This window comes from Microcoleus sp. AT8-A3 (assembly GCF_036705675.1).
In the GTDB taxonomy this organism is placed as follows: domain Bacteria; phylum Cyanobacteriota; class Cyanobacteriia; order Cyanobacteriales; family Microcoleaceae; genus Microcoleus.
Genome location: NZ_JAUBVD010000003.1, coordinates 129,085 through 152,164 on the forward strand (window position 1 = coordinate 129,085; position 23,080 = coordinate 152,164).

Annotated in this window: 23 protein-coding genes and 1 tRNA gene; 15 read left to right on the plus strand and 9 right to left on the minus strand. The window is 47.2% G+C overall.

All coding sequences use genetic code 11. The features are described from left to right. Positions 1 to 439 precede the first annotated feature (439 nt). The 4 genes from QUB51_RS03125 to QUB51_RS03140 all read left to right on the plus strand — a co-directional run bounded on the left by QUB51_RS03125 (position 440) and on the right by QUB51_RS03140 (position 3,622). Positions 440 to 1,627 (plus strand): RNA-guided endonuclease TnpB family protein, encoded by a 1,188-nt coding sequence (locus tag QUB51_RS03125; protein WP_333053707.1) that lies wholly within the window; start codon positions 440 to 442, stop codon positions 1,625 to 1,627. An 84-nt stretch (positions 1,628 to 1,711) separates the two neighbouring features. Continuing rightward, on the plus strand, positions 1,712 to 2,749 hold the full coding sequence (gene pdhA / locus QUB51_RS03130) for a pyruvate dehydrogenase (acetyl-transferring) E1 component subunit alpha (protein ID WP_333053708.1): 1,038 nt from the start codon (positions 1,712 to 1,714) through the stop codon (positions 2,747 to 2,749). A gap of 242 nt (positions 2,750 to 2,991) precedes the next feature. Beyond that, positions 2,992 to 3,243, plus strand: coding sequence for a hypothetical protein (locus QUB51_RS03135; protein ID WP_333053709.1), 252 nt, complete (start codon positions 2,992 to 2,994; stop codon positions 3,241 to 3,243). 184 nt (positions 3,244 to 3,427) lie between these two features. Beyond that, complete coding sequence (locus QUB51_RS03140; protein WP_333338503.1) at positions 3,428 to 3,622, plus strand: hypothetical protein; 195 nt, start codon at positions 3,428 to 3,430, stop codon at positions 3,620 to 3,622. A 249-nt stretch (positions 3,623 to 3,871) separates the two neighbouring features. Here the strand turns inward: QUB51_RS03140 and QUB51_RS03145 are convergent, their stop codons facing one another. From QUB51_RS03145 to QUB51_RS30365, 3 genes are all read right to left on the minus strand, one after another. Continuing rightward, the gene (locus tag QUB51_RS03145; protein WP_333053711.1) at positions 3,872 to 4,087 is read right to left on the minus strand and encodes a hypothetical protein; all 216 of its coding nucleotides are present in this window, start codon (positions 4,085 to 4,087) and stop codon (positions 3,872 to 3,874) included. Between the two features lie 122 nt (positions 4,088 to 4,209). Further along, the gene (locus QUB51_RS03150; RefSeq protein WP_333053712.1) at positions 4,210 to 4,857 is read right to left on the minus strand and encodes an IS607 family transposase; all 648 of its coding nucleotides are present in this window, start codon (positions 4,855 to 4,857) and stop codon (positions 4,210 to 4,212) included. A gap of 609 nt (positions 4,858 to 5,466) precedes the next feature. Further along, positions 5,467 to 5,607: an MrcB family domain-containing protein gene (locus QUB51_RS30365; protein ID WP_445243015.1), complete on the minus strand. Its 141-nt coding sequence runs from the start codon at positions 5,605 to 5,607 to the stop codon at positions 5,467 to 5,469. Between the two features lie 500 nt (positions 5,608 to 6,107). Between QUB51_RS30365 and rpmI the strand changes: the two genes are divergently transcribed. The 6 genes from rpmI (at position 6,108) to QUB51_RS03180 (ending at position 10,893) form a co-directional block, all read left to right on the plus strand. Next, complete coding sequence (gene rpmI, locus QUB51_RS03155) at positions 6,108 to 6,305, plus strand: 50S ribosomal protein L35 (protein WP_006634164.1); 198 nt, start codon at positions 6,108 to 6,110, stop codon at positions 6,303 to 6,305. Between the two features lie 19 nt (positions 6,306 to 6,324). Continuing rightward, complete coding sequence (gene rplT, locus QUB51_RS03160) at positions 6,325 to 6,681, plus strand: 50S ribosomal protein L20 (RefSeq protein WP_333053713.1); 357 nt, start codon at positions 6,325 to 6,327, stop codon at positions 6,679 to 6,681. Between the two features lie 272 nt (positions 6,682 to 6,953). Continuing rightward, the gene (locus tag QUB51_RS03165) at positions 6,954 to 7,484 is read left to right on the plus strand and encodes a tetratricopeptide repeat protein (protein WP_333231755.1); all 531 of its coding nucleotides are present in this window, start codon (positions 6,954 to 6,956) and stop codon (positions 7,482 to 7,484) included. 237 nt (positions 7,485 to 7,721) lie between these two features. Further along, positions 7,722 to 8,099, plus strand: a complete 378-nt coding sequence (locus QUB51_RS03170) for a response regulator (protein ID WP_333053715.1) — start codon at positions 7,722 to 7,724, stop codon at positions 8,097 to 8,099. Beyond that, on the plus strand, positions 8,096 to 8,704 hold the full coding sequence (locus QUB51_RS03175) for a chemotaxis protein CheC (protein WP_333053716.1): 609 nt from the start codon (positions 8,096 to 8,098) through the stop codon (positions 8,702 to 8,704). Before QUB51_RS03170 ends, QUB51_RS03175 begins: the two co-directional genes overlap by 4 nt. After that, complete coding sequence (locus QUB51_RS03180) at positions 8,701 to 10,893, plus strand: diguanylate cyclase domain-containing protein (RefSeq protein ID WP_333259179.1); 2,193 nt, start codon at positions 8,701 to 8,703, stop codon at positions 10,891 to 10,893. Before QUB51_RS03175 ends, QUB51_RS03180 begins: the two co-directional genes overlap by 4 nt. Positions 10,894 to 11,244: 351 nt before the next feature. Here the strand turns inward: QUB51_RS03180 and QUB51_RS03185 are convergent, their stop codons facing one another. After that, positions 11,245 to 11,727: a hypothetical protein gene (locus QUB51_RS03185; protein WP_333053718.1), complete on the minus strand. Its 483-nt coding sequence runs from the start codon at positions 11,725 to 11,727 to the stop codon at positions 11,245 to 11,247. 587 nt (positions 11,728 to 12,314) lie between these two features. Here QUB51_RS03185 and QUB51_RS03190 point away from each other — a divergent pair. After that, a complete protein-coding gene (locus tag QUB51_RS03190) occupies positions 12,315 to 12,518 on the plus strand; it encodes a hypothetical protein (protein ID WP_333053719.1) in 204 nt (67 codons plus the stop codon). A gap of 93 nt (positions 12,519 to 12,611) precedes the next feature. Here the strand turns inward: QUB51_RS03190 and QUB51_RS03195 are convergent, their stop codons facing one another. Together QUB51_RS03195 and QUB51_RS03200 are read right to left on the minus strand one after the other, a co-directional pair. Continuing rightward, entirely contained in the window at positions 12,612 to 14,330 is a 1,719-nt protein-coding gene (locus tag QUB51_RS03195; protein ID WP_333053720.1) for an ATP-binding protein, read from the minus strand. Between the two features lie 91 nt (positions 14,331 to 14,421). Further along, positions 14,422 to 14,835 (minus strand): hypothetical protein, encoded by a 414-nt coding sequence (locus QUB51_RS03200; protein ID WP_333053721.1) that lies wholly within the window; start codon positions 14,833 to 14,835, stop codon positions 14,422 to 14,424. 102 nt (positions 14,836 to 14,937) lie between these two features. On the opposite strand from QUB51_RS03200, the gene QUB51_RS03205 reads away from it, so the two are divergent. Both QUB51_RS03205 and QUB51_RS03210 read left to right on the plus strand, forming a co-directional pair. Beyond that, positions 14,938 to 15,984: a M42 family peptidase gene (locus QUB51_RS03205; protein WP_333298212.1), complete on the plus strand. Its 1,047-nt coding sequence runs from the start codon at positions 14,938 to 14,940 to the stop codon at positions 15,982 to 15,984. An 87-nt stretch (positions 15,985 to 16,071) separates the two neighbouring features. Next, positions 16,072 to 16,144 (plus strand) — tRNA-Glu (locus tag QUB51_RS03210). A gap of 244 nt (positions 16,145 to 16,388) precedes the next feature. Here the strand turns inward: QUB51_RS03210 and QUB51_RS03215 are convergent. Then, positions 16,389 to 16,880, minus strand: coding sequence for a helix-turn-helix domain-containing protein (locus QUB51_RS03215; RefSeq protein ID WP_333298213.1), 492 nt, complete (start codon positions 16,878 to 16,880; stop codon positions 16,389 to 16,391). A gap of 221 nt (positions 16,881 to 17,101) precedes the next feature. On the opposite strand from QUB51_RS03215, the gene QUB51_RS03220 reads away from it, so the two are divergent. Both QUB51_RS03220 and QUB51_RS03225 read left to right on the plus strand, forming a co-directional pair. Beyond that, positions 17,102 to 17,953 carry a hypothetical protein gene (locus tag QUB51_RS03220; protein WP_333206328.1) on the plus strand — a complete coding sequence of 284 codons (852 nt, stop codon included), beginning with the start codon at positions 17,102 to 17,104 and terminating at the stop codon, positions 17,951 to 17,953. Between the two features lie 63 nt (positions 17,954 to 18,016). Beyond that, positions 18,017 to 19,462 (plus strand): hypothetical protein, encoded by a 1,446-nt coding sequence (locus tag QUB51_RS03225; RefSeq protein WP_333298215.1) that lies wholly within the window; start codon positions 18,017 to 18,019, stop codon positions 19,460 to 19,462. A 93-nt stretch (positions 19,463 to 19,555) separates the two neighbouring features. On the opposite strand, the gene QUB51_RS03230 is transcribed toward QUB51_RS03225, so the two are convergent. Beyond that, on the minus strand, positions 19,556 to 20,674 hold the full coding sequence (locus tag QUB51_RS03230; RefSeq protein WP_333298217.1) for a beta-glucosidase: 1,119 nt from the start codon (positions 20,672 to 20,674) through the stop codon (positions 19,556 to 19,558). Between the two features lie 345 nt (positions 20,675 to 21,019). Further along, a complete protein-coding gene (locus QUB51_RS03235) occupies positions 21,020 to 22,903 on the minus strand; it encodes a glycoside hydrolase family 2 TIM barrel-domain containing protein (RefSeq protein WP_333298219.1) in 1,884 nt (627 codons plus the stop codon). Between the last annotated feature and the right edge of the window lie 177 nt (positions 22,904 to 23,080).

A 23,080-nucleotide genomic window follows, 5' to 3' on the forward strand; every position in this document is an offset into this window, starting at 1 on the left:
TCAAAAATTCTGGTGTTGGCTTCCAACCGCCCCCTTCACGGTATGTTGGACTTGCCGTAGAGATACTCTGATTTTTTTCCCTCTAGGGCGTTTTACAGTGAGGAAAATGCCAAGGCCCATTGCCCGTCAGCTAAATGAGTGGTTTGACTCTTGAGCATTTTCGGGTTTGAGAGTAATGGAATTATATCATTCGTGTGCATGGGGTTTAGATGGGAGTTTGTTCTCCGAGTCCCGGCAATCCGCCCCGAGGGCCAAACTCATTTTAACTTTTGAGGGGGTTTGGGGCAGCTCTAAGTCCCACCCTGTACCCGTTGGGTCAGCGTTGGGATACATGGACTCCCCCAAGCAAATTTTATCTGGTCAATCAGGCGTAAAATTTGCAAGCTAGAGGGAATAATTTTATCAGAAATATATATAATTCTAAAGGGATGTGAAAACAATGCAGCATCAAGCCGTCAAAGTTAGGCTATATCCGACAACCCAACAGCAGGGGATACTAGCTCAACACTTTGGCTGTTCCCGCTGGTGGTGGAATTACGCACTAAATATGTGTATTGAAACCTACAAAGCCACGGGTAAAGGCTTGACCCAAGTTGCGTTAAACAAACTCCTGCCAAACCTTAAAAAACAAGAAGAAACACAATGGTTGTCTGAGTGTTACTCTCAGGTTCTGCAAGCTACTACGCTTAACCTGGTAACTGCTTACAAGAACTTTTTTGAGTCTAGGCCAAAATACCCTAGATTCAAATCCAAGAAAAATAGGCAGTCAATCCAGTACCCGCAATCAGTCAAACTGGTTGACGGCTCCCTCAAGTTTCCCGGTCGTGTCGGCCTTGTCAAAGCCAAGTTACATCGACCGATTGAAGGAACCATCAAAACTGTAACAGTCAGTGTTACTCCTTCGGGGAAATACTATGCCTCTGTGCTGACAAAACTCGAAGGAGATAAACCAGTTGCTTGCACCGATGGAAAAGTTGCCGGAGTTGACTTGGGATTGAAAGATTTTGCTGTTGTTAATGATGGCATCAAGACATCCAAGTACCCTAATCCCAAGCATTTAGCAAAACATGAACGCAACCTGAAAAGAAAGCAGCAAAAATTAGCCAGAAAGGAGAAAGGAAGCAAGTCTAGAAATAAAGCCACGAAACTGGTGGCTAGGGTTCACGAACGAATTAGCAATGTCCGCCAAGACTACTTGCATAAGCTGTCAAGAAAGCTTGTTGACGATAACCAAGTCATCGTAGTCGAAAACCTTCACGTTAAGGGCATGGTTCGTAATCACAAACTAGCTCAAGCAATTTCTGATGTAGGTTGGGGAATGTTTGTCAATTTCTTGCATTACAAACTTGACCGCGAAGGTAAAGTGTTAGTAGAGATTGACCGATGGTTCCCTAGCTCGAAACTCTGCTCAAATTGTCACTATCAGGTGAATGAAATGCCATTAGGTGTTAGGGTATGGACTTGCCCTAGTTGTGGTACTCATCACGATAGAGATGGCAACGCTGCAACCAATATCAGAGCAGAAGGAATCAGAATGCTATCGGTCTTGGGAACCAGGACTGCTGCTGATGGAGGGGATGTGAGTCCGAGACTGGGACGCAAGTCCAAGTTGACGCAATCCCCGTAGAAGTCAGAAGCTCACGCTGTACCTTTATGTCAGCGCTGGGTAGTTCACATGTCTAGGAAGCCGATCGTCGGGTATTAATTATTTATGGTTCAGGAACGGACTTTACCAGTTTTTGACGCGCAAAGCGTAACCATTTCTCGGGATGAGGGCTTAATGCTCTACGAGGATATGGTCTTGGGGCGCTACTTTGAGGACAAGTGTGCTGAGATGTACTACCGGGGCAAAATGTTTGGTTTTGTCCACTTGTACAACGGTCAGGAAGCTGTGTCTACTGGCGTGATTCGATCGATGCGCCGGGATGACACTGATTACGTTAGCAGCACCTACCGCGATCACGTTCACGCTTTGAGCGCGGGCGTGCCGGCGCGGGAGGTAATGGCGGAGTTGTTCGGGAAGGAAACGGGTTGCTCGAAGGGCCGCGGCGGTTCGATGCACATGTTTTCGGCAGAACACCGACTGTTGGGAGGTTATGCTTTTGTGGCTGAGGGAATTCCTGTAGCTACGGGTGCGGCTTTTCAATCGAAGTACCGGCGCGAAGCTTTGGGGGATGAGAGTTCCGATGGCGTGACTGCTTGTTTTTTTGGCGATGGTGCTGCAAATAACGGGCAGTTTTTTGAGTGTTTGAATATGGCGGCTTTGTGGAAGTTGCCGATTATTTATGTTGTGGAAAACAACAAATGGGCGATCGGGATGGCCCACGAGCGAGCTACTTCTGACCCGCTAATTTACAAGAAGGCTCATGCTTTTGGCATGGCTGGTTTTGAGGTTGACGGGATGGATGTTTTGGCGGTGCGGGAAGTGGCGAAGGAAGCTGTGGCGCGGGCGCGGGCCGGCGAGGGACCGACTTTGATCGAGGCTTTGACTTATCGCTTTCGCGGGCATTCTTTGGCCGATCCTGATGAGTTGCGTTCTAAGGAAGAGAAGGAATATTGGTTCCCCCGCGATCCGATTAAGAAGTTGGCTGCTGAGTTGATCGATCGAACTTTGGCAACGGCTGAAGAATTGAAAGAGATCGATCGTAAGATTCAAGCAGTAATTGACGATGCAGTGGATTTTGCTGAGAAAAGCGCTGAACCAGATCCTAGCGAATTGTATCGGTTTATCTATGCAGAAGATGAGTAAGCTGTTGTGCATTTAACTTGTATGTTTAGGGCGGGCTCTTAGGCCCAACCCCTACTCCCCACAAGAGTGATAGAAGCCCGTAGGGATACGGCGAAAGCCTTTGTCCCTACTGCACTTCCTAAACCAGAAATACGCTGTAAGACTTACGTACAAACTCTACTTGTAGGGTGTGCATTGCGAACCTTACAACCATCAATTAGGGCTAGAATCAAAGGTAGACTTTCTAGACGAAAAGAGGCGATATGATAAATCTCGATCGCGCTCAAACTCAATCCCGCAAAAATATGGGTGCAGTTCGAGTCAAAGTCAAGCTAACGAATGCCATTGATGCAGAGGTAGTCCAAAGAGGATTGCTCAATCCAAATCTGTTGCGTGTGTACGAAGCAGAAGCACTCATAGATACTGGTACGGTACGCACAGCTATTCCTGTAGAAGTCCGCGAACACCTGGGTTTAAGAATTAGGAGTCAATCGATTTTAGATTTTAGATTTTAGATTTTAGAGGCGACCCCACAGATAAATGCTCTTTATTGAGGATTTTCGATTTTCGATTTTGGATTGATTCCACGGATAAATCACGTGGCGGCTACCACATGAAGAAATTGGTGGTCAGGAAATAGCAAAATATGCTGATAGCCGACAAGAAACAGTGGGTTTTACTGGGCCGATTATCATTGAAATGCAAGGGCGCGAAACGATTGATGCGGTAATGGTTTTAGGCGATATCGTATTCATCGGTCACACTGTGTTAGACACTTTCGATTTGCTAGTAGATTGCAAAAATCCGCGTCTAATTCCCAATCCCGAAAATCCCGAAAGGTTTGTATTGAGAGTTCACTACTATATCCAACTTAAATACCTCCCCGGAGGCTAAGCTGTTCGACCTTTAAAGGAGGATAGTAGGGGGCCCAGCGTCATTCGATTTTAGATTTTAGATTTTAGATTTTGGATTGACTTGCGCGAGATAAATTCGGGGGACGCAAGGATTTTAGATTTTAGATTTTGGATTGATTCCACGGATAAATCACGTGGCGGGTACCATCAAGAAATTCTTGGTCAATAAGCGTTTCCCATGTATAGTAAGTGTTCGCGAATGGCGCACCTTACCTGGATCGTTAATGGTTTAAATGCTCCACAGCTTAGCGAATTTTGGATAACCTGCTTTTCCCGAACGATATCGACTAAACGCATCTTTCAAGTCAATCAAAGCATTTTGATAAACTCGACTATACAACTGGTTCATCCAAACGAATTTAGGCTGTTTCTTGACGTGGTTGGTGAGAATTTTTTTGACTTCGTTGAGTACCTTGGAGTCAGAAAGCTTCCCATTGCTATACATTTGGGTTCTCCGGCTTAATCCACAATTAAATACTACGTGCCAAAATCCTAGGTGTTTGGCCACCAAGGTTGCTTCATTGTTATTCAATTTTAGCGATAGTTTGACGCCAAATATAGTTAAACTTACTTGGAGCTGCTTACTTGATTCACTATAGAGGAATCCGAACAAGGATCTATACCCTCTACAATATTCTTAACTTTAGCTTTGTATTTCCGCAGTCCGTAGAGGCGGGAAGAAAAACAGTGGATTATCGAAAGCAAGTCTTGAGTCAATTCTTCATGCGGTGAAAGGCTTTCGGCGTTGGCGACGATAATTGTCCCGCCATTCCACTCTAGAATTTGCTCGACAAGTTCAAAACCAAATCGGCACAGGCGATCTTTATGGGCCACGTACAACACCCTAACATCGCCCAGCATCGCCCATTGTAAGATTTGCAGAAATTTGGGACGTTTGAAATTAAGTCCACCCCCAATCTCCTGAATGGAGTCTGTGATAGCAACTCCTTGCGCCAAGCAGAATTGTTCCATAGCTTGTGTCTGACGAAGTAAGTCTTGTTTTTGTCCAGTGGACGAGACGCGACAATATACGATCACCCGATGGGGTGGCGTTTTACCGGTTTTGAGGTTCCGGACTATATTTAGGTGACTTTCTGAATAAACACGCTGGTTACCCAGTGTCCTCTCAGGGATTAACTTGCCTTCCTTTTCCCAGCGCCGTAACGTAGAGCTTGAGACTCCCACTAATTTTGCGAATTCTGCCACTTTCCACATAGAACTTTCTCTCGGCGATTAACTATGGACAAGTTTAGCAAATTATTTGACACTTAAGTCTTGCTCAAATGCGATAGTAACCCCTAATCATAAGGATGGTCGCATCGGGTGAGCGACATCCCCTAAGCTGTGGAGCATTTAAACGAGTAACGAGGCTTAGGATCGGGAATTAAATAACTTACAATTTTAATTGTTATTGTGGGATGGGCTCTTATAGCCCGTCCAAAAAGGACGGGCTATAAGAGCCCATCCCACTTTCAAGAGTGGTAGTTATTTAATTCTCATTCCTTATGTGGTGTTAATCGGTAGGGTGCGGATCTGCTTCATATTTGATAAAGATTGTAGATTGACGGGTGTATCTGCACCTTACTCGCGTCTCTCTTCTTGTGTGTACTACATATACATGGAATATGCTGTATTTCTTTGATCTGCTATTCCTTGATTGAGAGAAGGATAAATTTCCGAGAAGTAGGCGCGAAATAAACACAGTAAAACCGGGAGCATCTCAATGAAAGCAGCTAAGCTAGAAATTGGAGTTTTGAGGCTCTCTTGCTGCGGAGCAGGAGGCAGGAGGAAAGAGTCAGAAGGAAGCAGCCAGAAGAAGTGTTTTTACAAATATGAGATGCTCCCGTAAAACCACGACTGGAAACTCTCAGTTACAAGGTTGTTAAATATTGCTATCCAAGGAACTTTTGCCCAAGAATCTTTCCCGGCTGAAGCTTTTACGCTATATATTTCGGGTAATTCCAATTAAGCACTTATTGATTTCGCCAGTACATTTATGACATATAGCCTTTCTCAGAAAGATGGAGTACGCCAAAACCCTGTGTTATCAAGCTTTTTTAGTGGAATTGTGTACCTCATTTACCCCAGAACCGCTATAATTAGCAAAGTAATGTTCGTTGAAGTTGTCATTACTGAGCAATGGATATTTTCCAGGGATTTTTTCCATGGGATATGTAAGCGCCCGAATCAATAATTAAGGTTGGATATTCAATTTAATTATCCTGCCTCACGAACAGGTTTCAAATATTAACTCTGTTGATAAGCCTTTATGATACCGCAACGGCAGTATAACATTTTATACTATTTGTTAACTGCAGCAAACAACCACAAGATTAGCCGATCGCCCGATCGCCCCTCCTGTATATCGCAGTAAATACAGTGCCGCCCCCAACCCGCAAATCTCCCTTGCAGAAAGTACCACAAATGTGATACGGTTGAAGCTTGTGTCCAAATAACACCAGTCCATGCCAAAACTCAAAACTCGCAAAGCAGCCGCAAAGCGCTTTAGAGCGACCGGCAGCGGTAAAATTGTGCGCCGCAAAGCTTACAAAAGCCACTTGCTACAGCACAAAAGTTCAGCTCGCAAAAGCCGTCTCTCTAAGCTGGTCGTCATCGACGAGACCAACGACGCTAACGTGCGGTTAATGCTTCCATACTTGTAAAGTTTAACGGAAATTAAAGATGACACGGGTAAAACGCGGTAATGTCGCCAGAGCGCGCCGCAAAAAAATTCTCAAATTAGCCAAGGGTTTCCGAGGCGCACAGTCGAAACAGTTCCGCACAGCTAACCAACGGGTGATGCAGGCCCTGCGTAACGGTTATCGCGATCGCAAAAAACGCAAACGCGATTTCCGCCGCCTGTGGATTGCTCGGATCAATGCTGCATCGCGCCAGCACGGCACGAGCTACAGCAGACTGATCGGCAACATGAAAAAGGCCAACATCGAAATCAACCGCAAAATGCTGGCACAAATGGCGATCGTTGACCCGGCAACATTCGGTAAAGTCGTGGAAATGGCTAATCGAGCCGGAGGCTGAAAGTTAGCTTGATTTTCAGAAGGCAGAAAGCAGAAGTAAGAAAGATTTAACGGTCTGCCAGAGAAGGAAAACTCCTGATAAATTTAGGAGGTTGAGACAAACTTTCCTTCTTTGTTCTTACTTCTGGACTCTTGCTTTTTCAGAAATCGCGATCGGGCCAGTCGATCGCTATTTCGTTGTTTTTTATACAGTTGCAGAAGCAGATATCAGAGATTTCTACTGCCTTAAAATAAATAAAACCTTCCACAGACCTACCTAATTTTAAGAAAAACATGGATAGTAATTTGCTCATTATTTACTTGTCAGTCCTGCTCGCTATACTCGGCAGCACTTCCTGGTTTGTGGTGCGCCAGATTCTCAAAACTCGGAAGCTGGAAATGTCTCTGGAACGCTTAGAAAATAAGCTGACCGTAGAAAAAGGAACAGCGCAGGAATACTACGAATTAGGAAGTATCTATCTAGATAAGAAGCTTTACTCCCAGGCGATCGTACTGTTTCAAAAAGCCCTGAAAGCCAAAGACTTAGAAGGCGAAGAAAATCAAGCTGTTATCTACAACGCCCTCGGTTTTGCACACTTTGGCCAAGAACAGTACGACATCGCCATCCGCAACTACAAAGAAGCCCTGAAGTTGCAGCCAGAATACGTTACATCTCTCAATAATCTGGGTCACGCCTACGAGCGCAAAAAATTAACAGCTCAAGCCTTGGAAATCTACGAACAAGCTCTCGCCTGCGAGCCAGACAATACCACGGCTAAACAGCGAGTAGAGTCCCTCCGGAAGCGTTTGGTAATCTATAATTGAGCGCCCATGTTAGGAGCAATAGAGATCCCGCAAACCTGGTTTCATTCAGAAACCGGGTTTTTTCTTCACATAGTCCAAGATACTAAACTATCCAATACATTAATGCGTTAGTTTTTAAGAACAGGAATTGCAAGTGAAGCTCGATCGCACACCGTCTCAGCACTTTAAATTACTGTCAAGATAAAAGCAGTACCTGCAACGCCGGTCAGTCCTAAACAATAGAAGGAGGAGAACGTAGTGACATCAATTCTCGTTGTCGAAGATTCGTGGTTGACTCGCAGGGTAATCTGCAAAATCCTGCGAGCAGAAGGATACGAGACTTGGGAAGCATCCAGCGGCCCAGAAGCTCTAGAACTGCTCGGCACTAAAACCCCAAACTGTATGCTCTTGGATTTGCTGATGCCGGAAATGGAAGGTAGGGAAGTCCTGCAAGCCATGCGCGATCGAGGATATAAAATTCCAGTGATCGTCATTACCGCAGACATCCAAGCCAGCACACGCTCCGAGTGCATGGAACTCGGAGCCCTAGCAGTCATTCACAAAATGCCCAACTCAGACGAACTAATCGGGTGGATCAAAAAAGCTCTCAGTGTCAGCGAGGAGAACACCCAATGAAATTAAGCACTCGACAGCTCGATGCTTTGCAGGAACTCGTCAACATCGGGATCGGTCAAGCCGCAGGGGTTTTGAACGACATGATCGACTCCCCGATTCGCTTGCAAATTCCCTACCTTCAGATTCTGACTCCCATCGACGTGGCAGAAGAGTTAGAGCAACACCTCAACGGCGAGCAAATCGCCGCTGTCCAGCTCAAATTCACAGGCTCCTTTGGAGGCATTGCCCAGCTAGTCTTTCCCACAAACAGCGCTGCCCTGCTGGTGACAATGCTGACAGGGGAAGAAGCTGGAACTCAGGATCTCGATTCAGTCAAAATTGGTACGCTGAGTGAAGTGGGAAATATTGTAATTAATGGGGTCATGGGTGCAATCAGCAACGTACTTCAGCAGCGCCTGAACTATTCAATTCCCACTTATAGCGAAGGGACGATTGCTAGTTTGCTGATATCTGGCGGTTTAGCTACTGATACAGTTGTTTTATTAGCCCAGACCAGTTTCATGATTGAAAGGCTTCACATTGAAGGAGATATCATTCTTATTTTCAATGTTAATTCCTTTGACACCTTGTTGACTGCTATCAATCAACTTGCCGGGGGTCTATGATTGAGGAGAGCAAAAGTATTAAGGAAAAGTTTGGGGTTCTCGACAGCGTACCAGTCGGCGCCTGCTTGCTGCAAGAGGATTTTGTGGTGCTGTTTTGGAACACTTGTCTCGAAGAGTGGACTAAAATTTCCCGCAGCCAAATATTGGGAACAAAGATCACAACCCATTTTCCTCACCTGAGTCAGTTAAAGTACGCCACTCGCTTCAAGCAAATCTTTGCAGGAGGCCCGCCAACAATTTTTTCTTCTCAAATTCACAAACACCTGATTCCGGCAACTTGGCAAGACGGCCAGCAGCGAATTCAGCAAACTACTGTGACTGCTGTGCCGGCCGTAGAGGCTGGCATTGAAGAACAGGAGATTAGAGACTGGGTTCTCCATACTCTTGAGTTGGAATCAGACGGTACTGTCGGCTCCCGATCGTCAAGAAGTGCTTTTGTGTCTAGGGAATCTCCACCCTCAGTTTCGTCATCAATATGGCCGGGGGTCAATGCCCCATCGTTCTACGCGCTGCTGGTGATTCAAGACGTGACCGACCTCACCCATCGCATCCAAGCTTACCGCACAATGCGGGATCAAGCTGTGGAAGAAGTGCAAGTGCGTCAGCGGGTGGAGGAAGAATTGCGATCGAGCCAGCATTTCATCCAGCAAATTGCTGACGCGGCGCCTTATTTGCTCTACATCTACGATTTGACCCAACAGCGCAACGTCTACGTCAACGGTCAAGCTTCTAAATTGCTGGGCTACACTCCCCAAGAAATTTTACAGATGCAAACTGCTTTGTACTCCAGTTTGGTGTACCCAGAAGATTTGCCGAGGCTCAAAGCCCACCAGAAAAAATTTCCCTCGACTCAAGACGGGCATATTTTGGAGTTGGAATATCGGCTCAAACATCGATCGGGCCAATGGCGCTGGTTTCGCTGCCGCGACCAAGTTTTCGCCCGCACAGCCGACGGCTGTCCCAAACAAATTTTCGGCACCGCTCAAGATATCACTGAGTACAAGCGGGCAGAAGAGACGCTGCGGCAGCAGAACGAACGAGAACTGCTGATGGCGACGATTACTCAGCACATCCGCCAGTCTCTGGATTTGGGCGAAGTGCTCCGCACAACAGTGACAGAAGTGCGTCAGTTCCTTCAGGCCGATCGAGTGATGATTGTCCGGTTTAACCCCTGTACCGGCAGTCTCTGCGCCGCCCCGGCGACGGGGGCGGTAACAGTGGAATCTGTAGCTGCCAACTGCAAGCCGATGTTGGGGGAAACCCTGGAAAAGTTCTGTTTTGACGAGTTCTATCTCGAAGCGTACCAACATCGAGCGATCCGACCGATCGCCGATGTCTTGGCCGCAGATTTGCCGCAATATCAAATTGACTTGCTCGCACAATTCGCGGTGAGAGCTTATTTGGTTGTGCCTTTAGTGCAAGGAGAGGAGTTGTGGGGGCTGCTGATGGCCCACCAGTGCAGTCCCCGGCAGTGGATGCAGTTGGAAGTAGAGTTGCTGTCTTCTCTGGCCACCCAGTTGGCGATCGCCATCAAGCAAGCAGAACTCTACCAGCAGTTGCAAGCGGCCAACCTCAAGTTAGAGCGCTTGGCAACTTTAGACGAACTCACGCAGCTAGCCAACCGCCGCCGTTTCGATCAGTATTTAGAAATGGAGTGGCACAGACAAGCCAGGGAACAAACGCCTCTGTCCCTGATTCTCTGCGATATTGATTCTTTTAAAAGCTACAACGATACCTACGGGCATCAAGGCGGAGACGAATGTTTGCGACAAGTCGCCGCGGCGATCGCCGATGCAGTCAATCGGCCAGCAGATTTAGTAGCTCGCTACGGAGGCGAAGAATTTGCCGTTATTTTGCCCAATACCGCGATTCAAGGCGCGGTGTTGGTAGCCGAACACATACAGCTCAAAATAGCAGCTTTGGAGCTGCCTCACGCTGGTTCTCAGGTGAGCCCCTACGTCACTCTCAGCCTGGGCGTAGCGAGTATTGTTCCTGGATCTGAATCGGGAGCCGAAATTCTGATTGCTGCAGCCGACCAAGCGCTGTATCAAGCTAAACGACTTGGGCGCGATCGTATCCAACTTTACCAGCCCGATCCTGCTGGCAAGCCGAATGGCACAGGCACTTCGATACTGCCTGTAGATTTTTCTCTACCTAACACTAATTTACCCTCTCCCACTAGCGCTTGACGAATTGCCATATTTGTGGATTCCGAGTAGTTATGCCACTCCGCAAAAAAAATGCCACTGTAAGCCCGCGATCCAAACCCTGATCTCCCTCTGCTGTAACTTATCACCACAACTCCAGCACAACCAACTTTCTTTCTGAGCTCCGTTACATCAGAAGAAAGCGAATCCGTTGCCGAACTTCCTTCTTCAACATCTGCTATATCCTTGAGGGTTGCAGGTTCGGGATGCTAAAGAAAGGTTTTGCACAAGTTGCCAAGTATCTCGATCTTCAAATAACAGCCATTCTGCACCTTCGCAGTATAATTTGGCTAAATCGACGCTACCACCAATTCGCTCGATCGCCCTACGAAATTATATCCTTGGTATTTCGCCGCTTTCGCTAACTGTCGATCGGGTTTTTGCCGAAACTTCCCGAATGTCGAGGACTACTTTACCATCTCGACATCCTACTGCTTCCATAAAATATGTAAATTTTGCGATTTGAGATTGATGTTTGAGATAATTTTCTAGGTATGGAGTAGCTTCGTAGGCGTGAATTACGGCTTGGGGAAATCTGTTCCTCGCAGCAATCGGAAATAAGCCGACATTGGCTCCAATATCAATAATTGTCGTCAGCAATTCAGATAATTTCTCGACTCCGTAGCAGTCGTCTAAAAGCACTTCTATAAATTCTCCGTCCATGCCTTTCTCTGAAGGCACGTTTACTTGATGCAGTTTTCCTTGCACAATTAATTGTTCGGGTAATTGAAAGTTAGCAACTCTGTTAAATTTAATCCCTAAATTTTTTGCTCTAATTTGGCCCTGCACGAGTTGCTGAAGTTTATGGACAAGCATAGGGAGAGATGGAGATTTGTTTTCATTTTTTTAACATAACGTTCGATGATGGAAAAGCCTCTAAGGATCGCGAATTAAATAACTTACAATTTTAATTGTTATTGTGGGACGGGCGGGACGCCCATCCCACACACTTGTGGAAGTTATTTAATTCTCATTCCTAAGTAATAAGCTGTTCGGCATTTAAAGGGCTTGCGTAAGGTGCGTCAGCATCTAAGGTTTTCCGTTTCAGCGTAAGGGTTCACTCCTGACGCACCCTACTAGCCTCGTTACTGGTTTAAATGCTCCACAGCTTAATTCACATTTTGCACCGCTTGTAAATCTAGTTGAACTATGCAAATTCAACCTGAAGGCGATAGTTTTAGTCAACCAATCCGGCTGATTCGGAGTTTGTTGAGAAGGCGCTAGATATCATGACAGAGAGTTATTTTTTTGTTCACAAGAGTAAATATGCTTTAATATATGTCAAAAGGCGCTGCAAAACACGGAATTGAAAAATGTTAGAGTGCGATCGACTGCTCCCAACAATTGAACAGTTAGTAAGGCTCCACTTCGCCAGGGCTGCGGAGTCGGAAATTAACTAGCGGTTGAGGGAAAAATTCGCCAGCCCGCGAGTGAATGCTTGGCTCGATCGTGCAAACAATGCGATCGCCCTAATTCCCGACCGCAATCCCCAAAAGTCGATCGCCATTACCGCTGACAAAGATGAAATTCGCACCCTAGAGAATCTAGCACTCACGCAGGCTCTACTCGATAACCACTCTGAGTGCTTCCTATCCTGGATACAGTAGACTTGTTGCCTGAATCAAGTTAACAGAGGTTTGTGCTGCTGACAAAAAGCCCATTATTCTCAAACGCAACATTTGTTCTTGAACACCTGGGTTTTAGCACCTGCTTGTACGTCCGGTGAGGCTGGCCACCACCGCCACTAACTCGGCAGCATCTACGGGTTTGGTCAAATGCATCTGAAAACCTGCTAATAGTGCCTGCTGACGATCGTCATTCCGGGCATAAGCCGTCAGCGCGATCGCGGGTAGCCTACCGCCCCGCAGCGCTTCAAGTTGACGCAGCTTGCGGATCAGGGAGTAGCCATCCTCATCCGGCATCCCAATATCGCTCACTAAAACATCGGGGCTGCGATCAGTTGCGGTTTCGATAATGCTCAAAGCCTCCTTTACCGAAGCCACAGCCATGACATGAGCACCATACTTTTCCAGAATTGTGCTCAGCAACTCTAGGGCGTCAGCCTCGTCCTCTACCACTAAGATTTGTAAGCCTTCAAGGGTGGGCGAGGCCTGAAACCTCCCATTCGCCTCGACGATCGAGTTTAATGGCTCTGGATCGCTCGGTGGTAGATGGATAATCATCACCGGCAGTTTGACTGTAAAAGTCGTCCCCTGTCCTATCCCTGGACTCACTACCGTTACAGTCCCGCCATGTAATTCAACTAATTGACGCACAATGGCTAACCCTAAACCCAACCCCCCATAACTGCGAGTAGTCGTGCTGTCGTGCTGGCTGAAGCGATCGAAGACAAACGGTAGAAAGTCCGAGCTGATGCCTGCTCCAGTGTCGCTGACAGTAATTTCAACATGGGAATTAACCCGCTGCAAACGAATCTGGACTCGCCCGTCTTTAGGGGTAAATTTGAGGGCATTAGAAAGTAGATTCCACACAACTTGCTGCAACCTATCGGCATCACCCAAGAGCGGGCCAGCTTCAGAATCGAGCACGCTTTGCAGGCGAATAGACTTTGCCTCAGCAGCCAATTGTACAGACTCAATCGCCGATTCAATCACCGGCACGAGGTTGACAGGCCGGACTCGGAGGCGCAGTTTACCTGTGATGATGCGAGAAACATCGAGGATGTCTTCGATGAGCTGGGCTTGAGACTTTGCGTTGCGCTCGATCGTCTCCAAAGCCCGCGCCACCTTATCCTCACTCAGGTTTTTTTGCCGTAACATCGTTGACCATCCTAAGATCGCGTTGAGAGGAGTTCTGAGTTCATGAGAAAGAATCGAGAGAAACTCATCCTTGGCACGGTTGGCGGCCTCTGCCTCTGCCCGAATTACTTGTTCACGCTTCAATAATTCGTCTTTGGTGCGATTAGACGCTTCCAGTTGGGCAGTGCGTTCCTGCACCCGTTGCTCTAGCTCCACATTAATCGCCTGGATACGGCGGCGACTATTTTCTAGTTCCTGGTTTGTAAGGGCAAGTTGAGCTGGACTGGGCGTATCGAGTGCCACTGGAATTAAGGGAATCAGTAAAAAAGTGAACGTATAGAAAGACCAAACACCAGTGACAGCTTTGATCAGTCCTGAAACCCAATAAATGGGGTGCCAAAGTGTCACTATTCCCATTAGGTGCGTCGTGCCACATAAGGCAAAAATAAAAAAGAAACCCACCAGCAGCATCACGGTGTGAGCAGGCAGATCCTTACGCTCATTCGTAAAGTAAACAATGGCAAACGCCACCGAGTAATAAGCGAGGGTAGTCAAGGCATCGGACGTTAAGTGCAGCCAGACTAACCCCGGTTTCCAGAGGTAACAATGCCCGTGAGGAATGAAATTACTAGAAAAGAAGGTGCTCAAGAGGTTAGGCATATTAGTTTACGGCACTGTCAAGTTAATTTAGGGGGTGTCATCAATTCAACCCGATGACGGCAGCAACCAGAAGAATCGCACGCCGGAAAGTTCACCGCCTAGGGTGATAGCGCGTCGCGATTCCCTGATACTGCTTCAGCTTGGGAAAAAAGTTCTTAATCAAATGACGGGCTTTGTACAATTGAGCATCGTAAGTTTCCAGGGTCTTGCAATTGCGGCGAGGTGAAATGACGGTGGTCTTCCCCTCGGCATTGAGGCGGTCAATCACGCGCTGATCTGGATCATAGCCCTTGTTAGCCAGCAGTGTATCCGCCACCAGTAATGGCTGCAGTTGGTCGCCTCCTGCTCGCGTCACCAGTTTGTCGGGGGGTGAGGTGAAACTCCAACGGATTGCCCAACGCATCCACGCGATCGCATGAATCTTGTTACTCAATGGCCCTTTACTGCCTCCAATTGCTTCATTCCTAAGCTCCTCAAAAAGCTCAGCAGGAAGATGTTTTTTCAAGTGGGAAAATGCCTGAATTGAAACTAAGTGTACCGCCGGGAAAGAGTGAGTAAATGTGCTTTAATATATGTCAAAATTCGCTCCTAAAAACGAAAATAAAAAATGTTAGAGTTCGATCGCCTATTCCAAACAATCGAAGAATTAGTAATGCTGCACTCACCCAGCGGTGCGGAATCGGAAATTAACCAGCGGTTGATGGAAAAATTCGCCGCCCTGGGAGTGAATGCTTGGGTCGATCGCGCGGATAATGCGATCGCCCTAATTAAGGGTCGCAATCCCGAAAAGTCGATCGCCATTACCGCCCACAAAGACGAAATTGGCGCCCTAGTTAAAACAATAGGCGAGAGTGGCCGCGTGGAAGTCCGCAGATTGGGCGGCGCATTTCCTTGGGTTTACGGCGAAGGCGTGGTGGATTTGCTCGGAGACAAGCAAACAATTAGCGGCATTCTCAGCTTCGGTTCCCGCCATGTTTCTCACGAATCTCCTCAGAAAGCTCAGCAGGAAGATGTTTCTTTAAAGTGGGAAAATGCCTGGATCGAAACTAAGTGTACCGCCGAGGAATTAGCCGAGGCCGGAATTCGACCGGGCACGCGGATGGTGGTGGGAAAGCACCGCAAGCGCCCGCTGCGGTTGAAGGACTGGATCGCGAGCTACACTCTGGACAACAAGGCTTCAGTGGCGATTTTGCTGGCTCTGGCGGAATGTTTGAAAGAGCCTGCGGTGAATGTTTATTTGGTAGCGTCGGCGAAGGAGGAGGTTGGGGCGATTGGAGCTTTGTATTTCACCCAGCGCCAGCCGTTGGACGCGCTGATCGCTTTGGAAATTTGCCCTCTGGCGCCGGAATACCCGATTCGTGACAGCGAAAACCCGGTTTTGCTGGTTCAGGACGGCTACGGAGTCTACGATGAAGGATTGAACGCCCAATTGCGCGCAGCCGCCGCAGCAGCCGATGTAGAGGTGCAGTTGGCGGTAATTAGCGGTTTTGGGAGCGATGCTTCGATCGCCATGAAGTTCGGCCACGTAGCCCGCGCCGCTTGTTTGGCTTTCCCCACCCAGAACACCCACGGCTTTGAAATTGCTCATCTCGGGGCGATCGGCAATTGCGCCGCCATCCTCAAAGCCTACTGTGACGTGCTTTGGGACGAGTAGAAAAAAAAGTTTCGCAAAGTAGTTGACAGATTGGGAAAGATTAGTTAAGGTAATAAAGGTGCGGAACACAAGCAAACGCAACGACGCGCCCCCATCGTCTAGAGGCCTAGGACACATCCCTTTCACGGATGCGACGGGGATTCGAATTCCCCTGGGGGTATTGAAAATTTAAGTCTGATATCAAATTGATATCTAGTATGTGGGGTGGGCATCTTGCCCGCCCTTATTGCTATTAGGACTAACATTAAGTTGATGCGTTCGATCGCACATCTTGCACCATTCTCAAGAACAGGCTTTTCGGCCTGTTCCACAAAGAGTGAATTTTCTTGTGGAACAGGCCGAAAAGCCTGTTCATAAACAAGTAATTGAGAATGGTGCAACATCTCAGTTCGATCGCACTTTCGTTAGTTTGCACCATTGCTATTGATATCAAACTTTTCTATAATGGGAATCTCTGAAGGTGAGGAGGCGACTATTCGCAGGTTTATATCAACTATGATTTGATTTTTATCAAGAACTACATTTGCTTTTTTTATTATAATTTTTGCGGATAAACAATCGCCTGATTCAGGTTCGGGAGATGGCTGAGTTTTATATCCTGCGTCCTCCAGCCATTCACAAATCTTCCTCCAGTTTTCTACCTTTTCATCAGCTTTACCTACAAGATTTTTTACGTATTGGTATAAAGTATTACAGAAATCTACGGCAATTCCCTTGGGGTTTTTACTGAGTCTTTCGGCAATTTCGGCGGGACTGTAGCCGCAGAGTAGACCCCGTAGATGTTGTTTCTCTGTGGGCGTGAGCCGCTTTCCCTTGGCGGATGCTAGGTCTGTGTAAAGAGTTTCTAAGTCCCAGTCGCGGGCAGCTTCGGGGAAGCGATCGTTAGAGGATGCCATTGCAGGGGATAGGTTTCTGGATTTTTTATAATCAAAGTCTAACACGATTCCTAATGCTTATTAGTTTCTTTGTTAAAGGTGGTTAGGTTAAGATCAGGGAAAGCAGGATCGTGATTAATTTTACACCTGGAATCGGGGAAGGCTCACTGCTGGCGCGGTAGAGTTATCTGCTGGACAGAGTTATCAACACAAACTCCTCATAATTAGGTATTTACCCGTAAATGTTTAACCACGAATACAAAAAAGAGGCACAAGAGAAACTGCGCCGTGCAGTAGAAAAGTACCAAAGAGATTGTGAGTATTTACAAAATGCCGCTGGAAGTCTTTATCAAACGCGAGTTAATCGTGGGGTTGAGATTATCCAACTATGCGAAAATTACATTAACACGCTGGCCAATTCGCCAAAAGAATTTAGCAAAGTTGTTACAAAACTGAAGTTTCAGCTCAAGGAAATTACTGGCGAAGATTGGGATCTAATTTATTCGGCTCATAACAGCAATGTAGCAGCAGCAGGTGGTGCAGGAGTCATGGCTGGAGCAGGAGTTGCCTGTTTTGGGCCAGCAGCAGCAATGGCAATTGCCACAACTTTTGGAACAGCCTCAACAGGTACTGCAATTGCTTCTCTTTCCGGTGCAGCCGCCGTTAATGCTGCTTTAGCCTGGTTAGGAGGTGGCGCTCTTACTGTGGGTGGTGGCGGTATGGTGGCTGGAAATGCACTGCTGGCACTAGCAGGGCCGATTGGCTGGGGGATTGGTGGTGTAGCTTTGGCTGGTAGTGCTTTTTGGGCAAGTAACGAGAATGAAAAAATTGGTGACGAAGCCAACAACCGCGCTCTTGAAATTGAAGGTGACACAGCTAAAGTCAACATAACCAAGAAAGAAGTCAATCTTCTTGAGGGGGAAACTGTCAAACTAGCTAAGTTGATTCAAAGTGAACTGCAATACTTCAAGCAGAATGCACCTTTGAATTACCTGAATTTTAGCCAAGCTCTCAAACAAAGGCTGGGGACTTTAATCAATTCCATTACTTCCCTGAGCGAGTCTATTAAAAAGACCGTAGACCTGAAAATGTAATTATAATTTGGAGTGCAGCATTATCCTCTAGCAATTAGGGAGTAATGCTGCAATTTTTTAAGCATGGAAAACAGAGAAGATAGACATCTGACAACTCAATTCGTTGCTGCAATAGTAGCAGAGGAAAATCTGCGCCATGCAGAACAGCTTGCAAGGGAACTCAGTAAACAAGACCGAGCTTTTTTTGCAGCGGTCGGGGAGATTGATAAAGTTCGTGATTTTGTGGGTACTCCCGAAAAAATTCTGGGAAACACAAGCACAAAACACGGTGAAATAGCTGAGCAAGTGGAAGTTGGTATTCGCAATGCAAAATCTCTTTTGAACTCCTCTGAAACTCGCGCTACTTTTGATGGAGTGGGTAGAACAGCACCGGAAGATTATTTAATTGATGGTATTAAAGTACAGTCTAAATTTGTGAATGGCGTTGGCAATAATTTAGACCACGTTCTCGACCACATGAAGAAATACGAAAACTTTGGCAGAGATGGGTCATATTACCATATCCCTAAAAACCAATATGAAATTATTGATAAAATATTGAAAGGGGAACAAGTCGAGGGAATAACCAGCCGTACTGCTCAAAAAATACAAGAAAAAGCTCAAGAAATAGAGCAGATGTCTGGTCGTCCTTTCAGTCAGACTGTTCAAGCTGGATCGTCTAACTATGAAGATGTGCAAATAGGCAAAGTTGACGATACGCTAGACCGCAAAGAGCATGAATTAAAGCAAGAACACAAACAAATTAAGGATGGGATACGCTACGAGGCTCAACCTACTCTGACTGATTTTGGTAACGTTGCTTTTAAAGGCGCGGTTATTGGTGGTAGTATTCGATTTGCTACTAAGCTTTACGCTAAGTATAAGCAAGGTAAAAACGTTTTTAAGGGTGAGTTAACCCCCGAAGACTGGCAAGAAATTGGAATTGATACCGCAAAAGGAGCTGCACTTAGTGGTATATCGGCAACAGTTATTTATGGGTTAACCAATTTTACCCAAATGTCTGCACCTTTAGCTGGTGCTTTTGTTAGTGCCGGCTTGGAAGTTGCTAGTTTAGTCGGTAGTTTGAATCGAGGGGAAATTACTGGAGATCAATTCGTTGAATTAAGTTTATTTGCTTGTGCTGATTCAGCCATTGTTGCTGCTGGAGCTACTATCGGACAAGCTTTGATTCCGATTCCTGTTGTTGGCGCTGTCATTGGTGCGATCGCGGGTCGAATCGTGACTGGTTTTTGCAAGCAGTTATTGGGACAAGATACTCATCTTGCTCGACAAGTGGAACAATATTATCAACAGTCCCTGGCTAAAATTGACCGAGCTTACAAGGTAGCCGTTGCTAATCTTCTTGCTACCTATGAACGACTAGGTAATTTAGCAGAAGCAGCTTTTGATCCTAACTTAAACCTCGAAGTGAGATTACAAGCTAGTATCGAATTAGCTGAAGCTTATGGCGTTTCTGATTCCAAGATTATTCACAATGTAGATGAGCTTGACTCTTTTATGCTGAGTTGAGCGAATAAAATATTAGGAAATCATCGGGAATTTTTAACGCAGATTTAGTATAAGGTGCGCCGCAGCGCACCCTACAGAATTATATAGCAATCATCAATTCTGCAACTTCAACAGCGGTTCAATCTGCTGTCTTTGAAACTGCAATTCATCCGCCAAAGGCTGGTAAATTTCCCGATCGCCCTGATCATTGCAATAATCCCACAAACCATTGTAACAGTGCCTGTCGTCGTCCCAACCCGGATGGTTGACAATCGGATACAAGCAGATTCCCTCTATCGGAACTCCTGCTTTCATCGCCGCCGCTACCTCAGTGCACACATAATTAAACCAGACAGGTCTAAAATCGTCTTCAGTGCCTGTTTCTGCTATAAATAAGGGGCGGCCGTAGCGCTCAAACACTTCTTGCAGCATTTCGCGAAACGGGCGGTACAGCGGATCGGTGTATTTCATCGGAGCTTCATTGTGAATCCACTGATTGCGATCGTAATAATTCACCCCAATAATATCGAGATATTTTTCCTTACCGCCGAGTTCCGGGCGAAAACGTCCAGCCAACATATCCCAAGCTTGATATTGAGATAAGCGATAACCTTCCGCCGCGTCCCGATCCTCCGGTTTGTCAGGGTCAGCAATAATGTTAATTGTGGGGTCGATTTGAACGATCCGGGTGTTGGGATTGACTTCCCAAACTGATTCTATCGCGGCGATCGAAGCTTTGATTAACTGGATTTTTAGCTCGTCTCCCCGCCCTTTCGCAAACGGATTGATGTAGGCGACATCGCCGCCGGCCCAAGCAATAAATGAAATTTCATTGACAGGTGTCACGAAAGGTGTTTGGTCTGTTTCCTCCGTTAGCACTTCCATAAAAGCGCGCACCATGCTTGCAAACCTGGAGACAAATTCGGGACTGAAAATATCAATATCGTCTGGCCAGCCGTAGTGAAACAAATCCCAAATTACCTGCATTTTCATGTCGCGGGCGGCGCGGATAATTGGCAGGGAACTGGAAAAATCATATTTTCCGGGCGACTGTTCAATTAAGTGCCAGCGGAGGCCTTCGCGGACTGTGTAAATGCCTTGCTGCTGCAAGCGTTGGTAGTCGGCGGCTGCAAATTTATCGTGACCGGTGGCGGCTGTTACGTCGAGACGCTTTCCCGAACGCAATTTGTGGGTAGAGCACTCAAAACCGCCCATGAAAAAACTTTGAAACATCGTTGTTAAATAGTTGATAGTTGACAGTTGACAGTTGACAGTGAGGTTTTAAGGTTCGTAGTAATGACTTTAGTATCGTAGGGTGCGTCGCCCTCGACTAGCTTCAACTCAAAGCAAAAATCTCAGTAGCGACGCACCAGACTAAACCTTAAGTTACGTCAGACTTATGGCGTTATGGTGCGTCGCTAAGGAATCTTTGTAAATAGCTGAGATTGTCGCAGCGACGCACTCTACTTTTAGTTATGGCGTTATGGTGCGTCGCTAAGGAATCTTTGTAAATAGCTGGGATTGTGGCAGCGACGCACCCTACTTTTACTTAAATACCCTCTTGATTCTTTAGTCTATTTAGCATTGAGTAATAGCTTGCGGCTGTGAACTTTCTTCGGGAATATCCCAGCCGAGAGTTGCCGCGGCGATCGCCTCTAGGGGAAACTTGGGAGTGCGATCGGCATACAGCAAACCGTTAGCTTCTTGGAAAGTATCGGTTAACTGCGTGTAACAAAATCCGCTGAACATTTCCACTCGGTTTACCACCTTCAACAACGCGCAGTAGCGCCTTTGCAGTTCCAGCGTGTCCGACGCGCGCACGTAGCCCCAAACCCGGTAAAAATCAGGGTTTTCGCGACCGGCGCAGGCGATGCCGCCGAATTCTGTCAGCATCATCGGCTGTCCTTGGTGCGGGTGGCCGTCGAGGGTGAGGACTCGCCCGCCGGGACGCCCCCGATCGAACAAATCGGCTAGCTGGACTTCGGGCCCGTAGCGCTTGGCTAGGGTTTGCGGGTTGTTGTCGTAGTCGTGAATCGCCAGGATGTCGGTATCGATGCTTTCCCAGCCGTCGTTACCGATGACGGGGCGAGTCGAATCCAGGGTTTTGGTCAAGAAATACAGCGCTTGCACGTAGTTGCGGTGGGCTGCGGCTTCGACTAAATTCGGAACTCCCCAGGATTCGTTGAACGGCACCCAGACTACGATACAGGGGTGGCTGGCGTCGCGCTCGATGACTTCTGTCCACTCCCGCGTCAGCCGTTGCACGGCTTTGGGAGTGAAACGGTAGGCGCTGGGCATTTCTTCCCAAACTAAAAGCCCCAGCACGTCAGCCCAGTACAAAAATCGGGGGTCTTCGATTTTTTGGTGCTTGCGGACGCCGTTGAAACCCATTGCTTTGACTAATTCGACATCCTGCCGCAAAGCTTCGTCGGAAGGGGCAGTCATCATGGTGTCGGGCCAGTAACCTTGGTCGAGCACCAGCCGCAAATAGTAGGGGCGGCCGTTTAGCATGAAGCGATCGCGCTGGATGCTGACCGTCCGCATGGCGGTATAAGATTTAACCTCGTCGAGCAGTTTGCCGTCGGCCCACAACTGCACTTGAGCGTTAATTAGCGTCGGTTTTTCGGGACTCCACAGCAATTCGTTGCGGTAGTCGTCGATACCGGGGTCGGAGAGGGCGATGCGGCGGTGGATTTCGCCGTTGATGACTTCGTAGGTGTCGTTGACCAGCAGCATACAGCCGATCGACAGTTTAACTTTAATTTGGATTCCCGACTGGCGATCGCCCGCGACAAACGCTTCAAAACCGATTTCCCAGCGTTCAAACTGGGGAGTCCAGCGGATGCGCTCGATATAAGTGTGAGGCACCAATTCTACCCAGACTGTCTGCCAAATGCCCGTCGTGCGCGGATACCAAATACTGTGGGGCTCTATTTGCCAGTCTTGCTTGCCCCGCGGTTGCTCCAAATCTTGGGGGTCGTCGTGGGCCCAGACTGTCACCCGCTGCATCCCGTTGAGGTTCACAATTGCTGTAATGTCTGCGGTGAAAGGAGTGTGTCCGCCTTCGTGTTCGATGACAAACTGACCGTTCACCCAGACGCGGGCGCGGTAGTCTACGGCCCCAAAGTGGAGGAGAACTCTGCCTTCTGTGTGGGGTACGTCAAATTCGCGTTCGTACCAGCAGTTGGGGTGAAAATTCGTGTCGCCGATCCCGCTTTTTGCCGATTCTGGAGCAAACGGCACTTCTATAGTGTGAGTCCACTCAGAAATATCGATCGGCTGCACGCAGTGGCCCGCGTCATCGTAAGCAAACCTCCACTTACCATTGAGACAAATCCAGTTGCTCCGGCGCAGTTGGGGGCGCGGATAACCTGTTTTGCGTCCTTGAACTGTCACCTTACTATCAAGAGTTGCAGACTCTTCTATCTCGCAATTTTCTAGTTCTCTACCTAACCAACTCATCGGCACATCTACCCAAAGTTATATTTATAGGTTAGCTACAATTACCCCCACTTTGACAAGTTTTTTGCTAATTAATTTGCCAAAGTTCTGCACATTAAAACAGCCTCATCTAAAGGCTGTCTTGTGCTGAAGTCATTAGTCAGAAGAAGGAACAATAAACCAGGAAGATTTTTCCTA

Excerpts from the sequence above, each read along its gene's own strand:
- QUB51_RS03235 (WP_333298219.1), bottom strand. The coding sequence starts at position 22,903 with ATGAGTTGGTTAGGTAGAGAACTAGAAAATTGCGAGATAGAAGAGTCT.
- QUB51_RS03135 (WP_333053709.1), top strand. The coding sequence starts at position 2,992 with ATGATAAATCTCGATCGCGCTCAAACTCAATCCCGCAAAAATATGGGT.
- QUB51_RS03175 (WP_333053716.1), top strand. The coding sequence starts at position 8,096 with ATGAAATTAAGCACTCGACAGCTCGATGCTTTGCAGGAACTCGTCAAC.
- QUB51_RS03220 (WP_333206328.1), top strand. The coding sequence starts at position 17,102 with ATGTTTAACCACGAATACAAAAAAGAGGCACAAGAGAAACTGCGCCGT.
- pdhA (WP_333053708.1), top strand. The coding sequence starts at position 1,712 with ATGGTTCAGGAACGGACTTTACCAGTTTTTGACGCGCAAAGCGTAACC.
- QUB51_RS03180 (WP_333259179.1), top strand. The coding sequence starts at position 8,701 with ATGATTGAGGAGAGCAAAAGTATTAAGGAAAAGTTTGGGGTTCTCGAC.
- QUB51_RS03225 (WP_333298215.1), top strand. The coding sequence starts at position 18,017 with ATGGAAAACAGAGAAGATAGACATCTGACAACTCAATTCGTTGCTGCA.
- QUB51_RS03145 (WP_333053711.1), bottom strand. The coding sequence starts at position 4,087 with ATGTATAGCAATGGGAAGCTTTCTGACTCCAAGGTACTCAACGAAGTC.
- rplT (WP_333053713.1), top strand. The coding sequence starts at position 6,325 with ATGACACGGGTAAAACGCGGTAATGTCGCCAGAGCGCGCCGCAAAAAA.
- QUB51_RS03185 (WP_333053718.1), bottom strand. The coding sequence starts at position 11,727 with ATGCTTGTCCATAAACTTCAGCAACTCGTGCAGGGCCAAATTAGAGCA.
- QUB51_RS03215 (WP_333298213.1), bottom strand. The coding sequence starts at position 16,880 with ATGGCATCCTCTAACGATCGCTTCCCCGAAGCTGCCCGCGACTGGGAC.
- QUB51_RS03195 (WP_333053720.1), bottom strand. The coding sequence starts at position 14,330 with ATGCCTAACCTCTTGAGCACCTTCTTTTCTAGTAATTTCATTCCTCAC.
- QUB51_RS03230 (WP_333298217.1), bottom strand. The coding sequence starts at position 20,674 with ATGTTTCAAAGTTTTTTCATGGGCGGTTTTGAGTGCTCTACCCACAAA.
- QUB51_RS03205 (WP_333298212.1), top strand. The coding sequence starts at position 14,938 with ATGTTAGAGTTCGATCGCCTATTCCAAACAATCGAAGAATTAGTAATG.
- QUB51_RS03140 (WP_333338503.1), top strand. The coding sequence starts at position 3,428 with ATGCAAGGGCGCGAAACGATTGATGCGGTAATGGTTTTAGGCGATATC.
- QUB51_RS03150 (WP_333053712.1), bottom strand. The coding sequence starts at position 4,857 with ATGTGGAAAGTGGCAGAATTCGCAAAATTAGTGGGAGTCTCAAGCTCT.
- QUB51_RS03125 (WP_333053707.1), top strand. The coding sequence starts at position 440 with ATGCAGCATCAAGCCGTCAAAGTTAGGCTATATCCGACAACCCAACAG.
- QUB51_RS03165 (WP_333231755.1), top strand. The coding sequence starts at position 6,954 with ATGGATAGTAATTTGCTCATTATTTACTTGTCAGTCCTGCTCGCTATA.
- rpmI (WP_006634164.1), top strand. The coding sequence starts at position 6,108 with ATGCCAAAACTCAAAACTCGCAAAGCAGCCGCAAAGCGCTTTAGAGCG.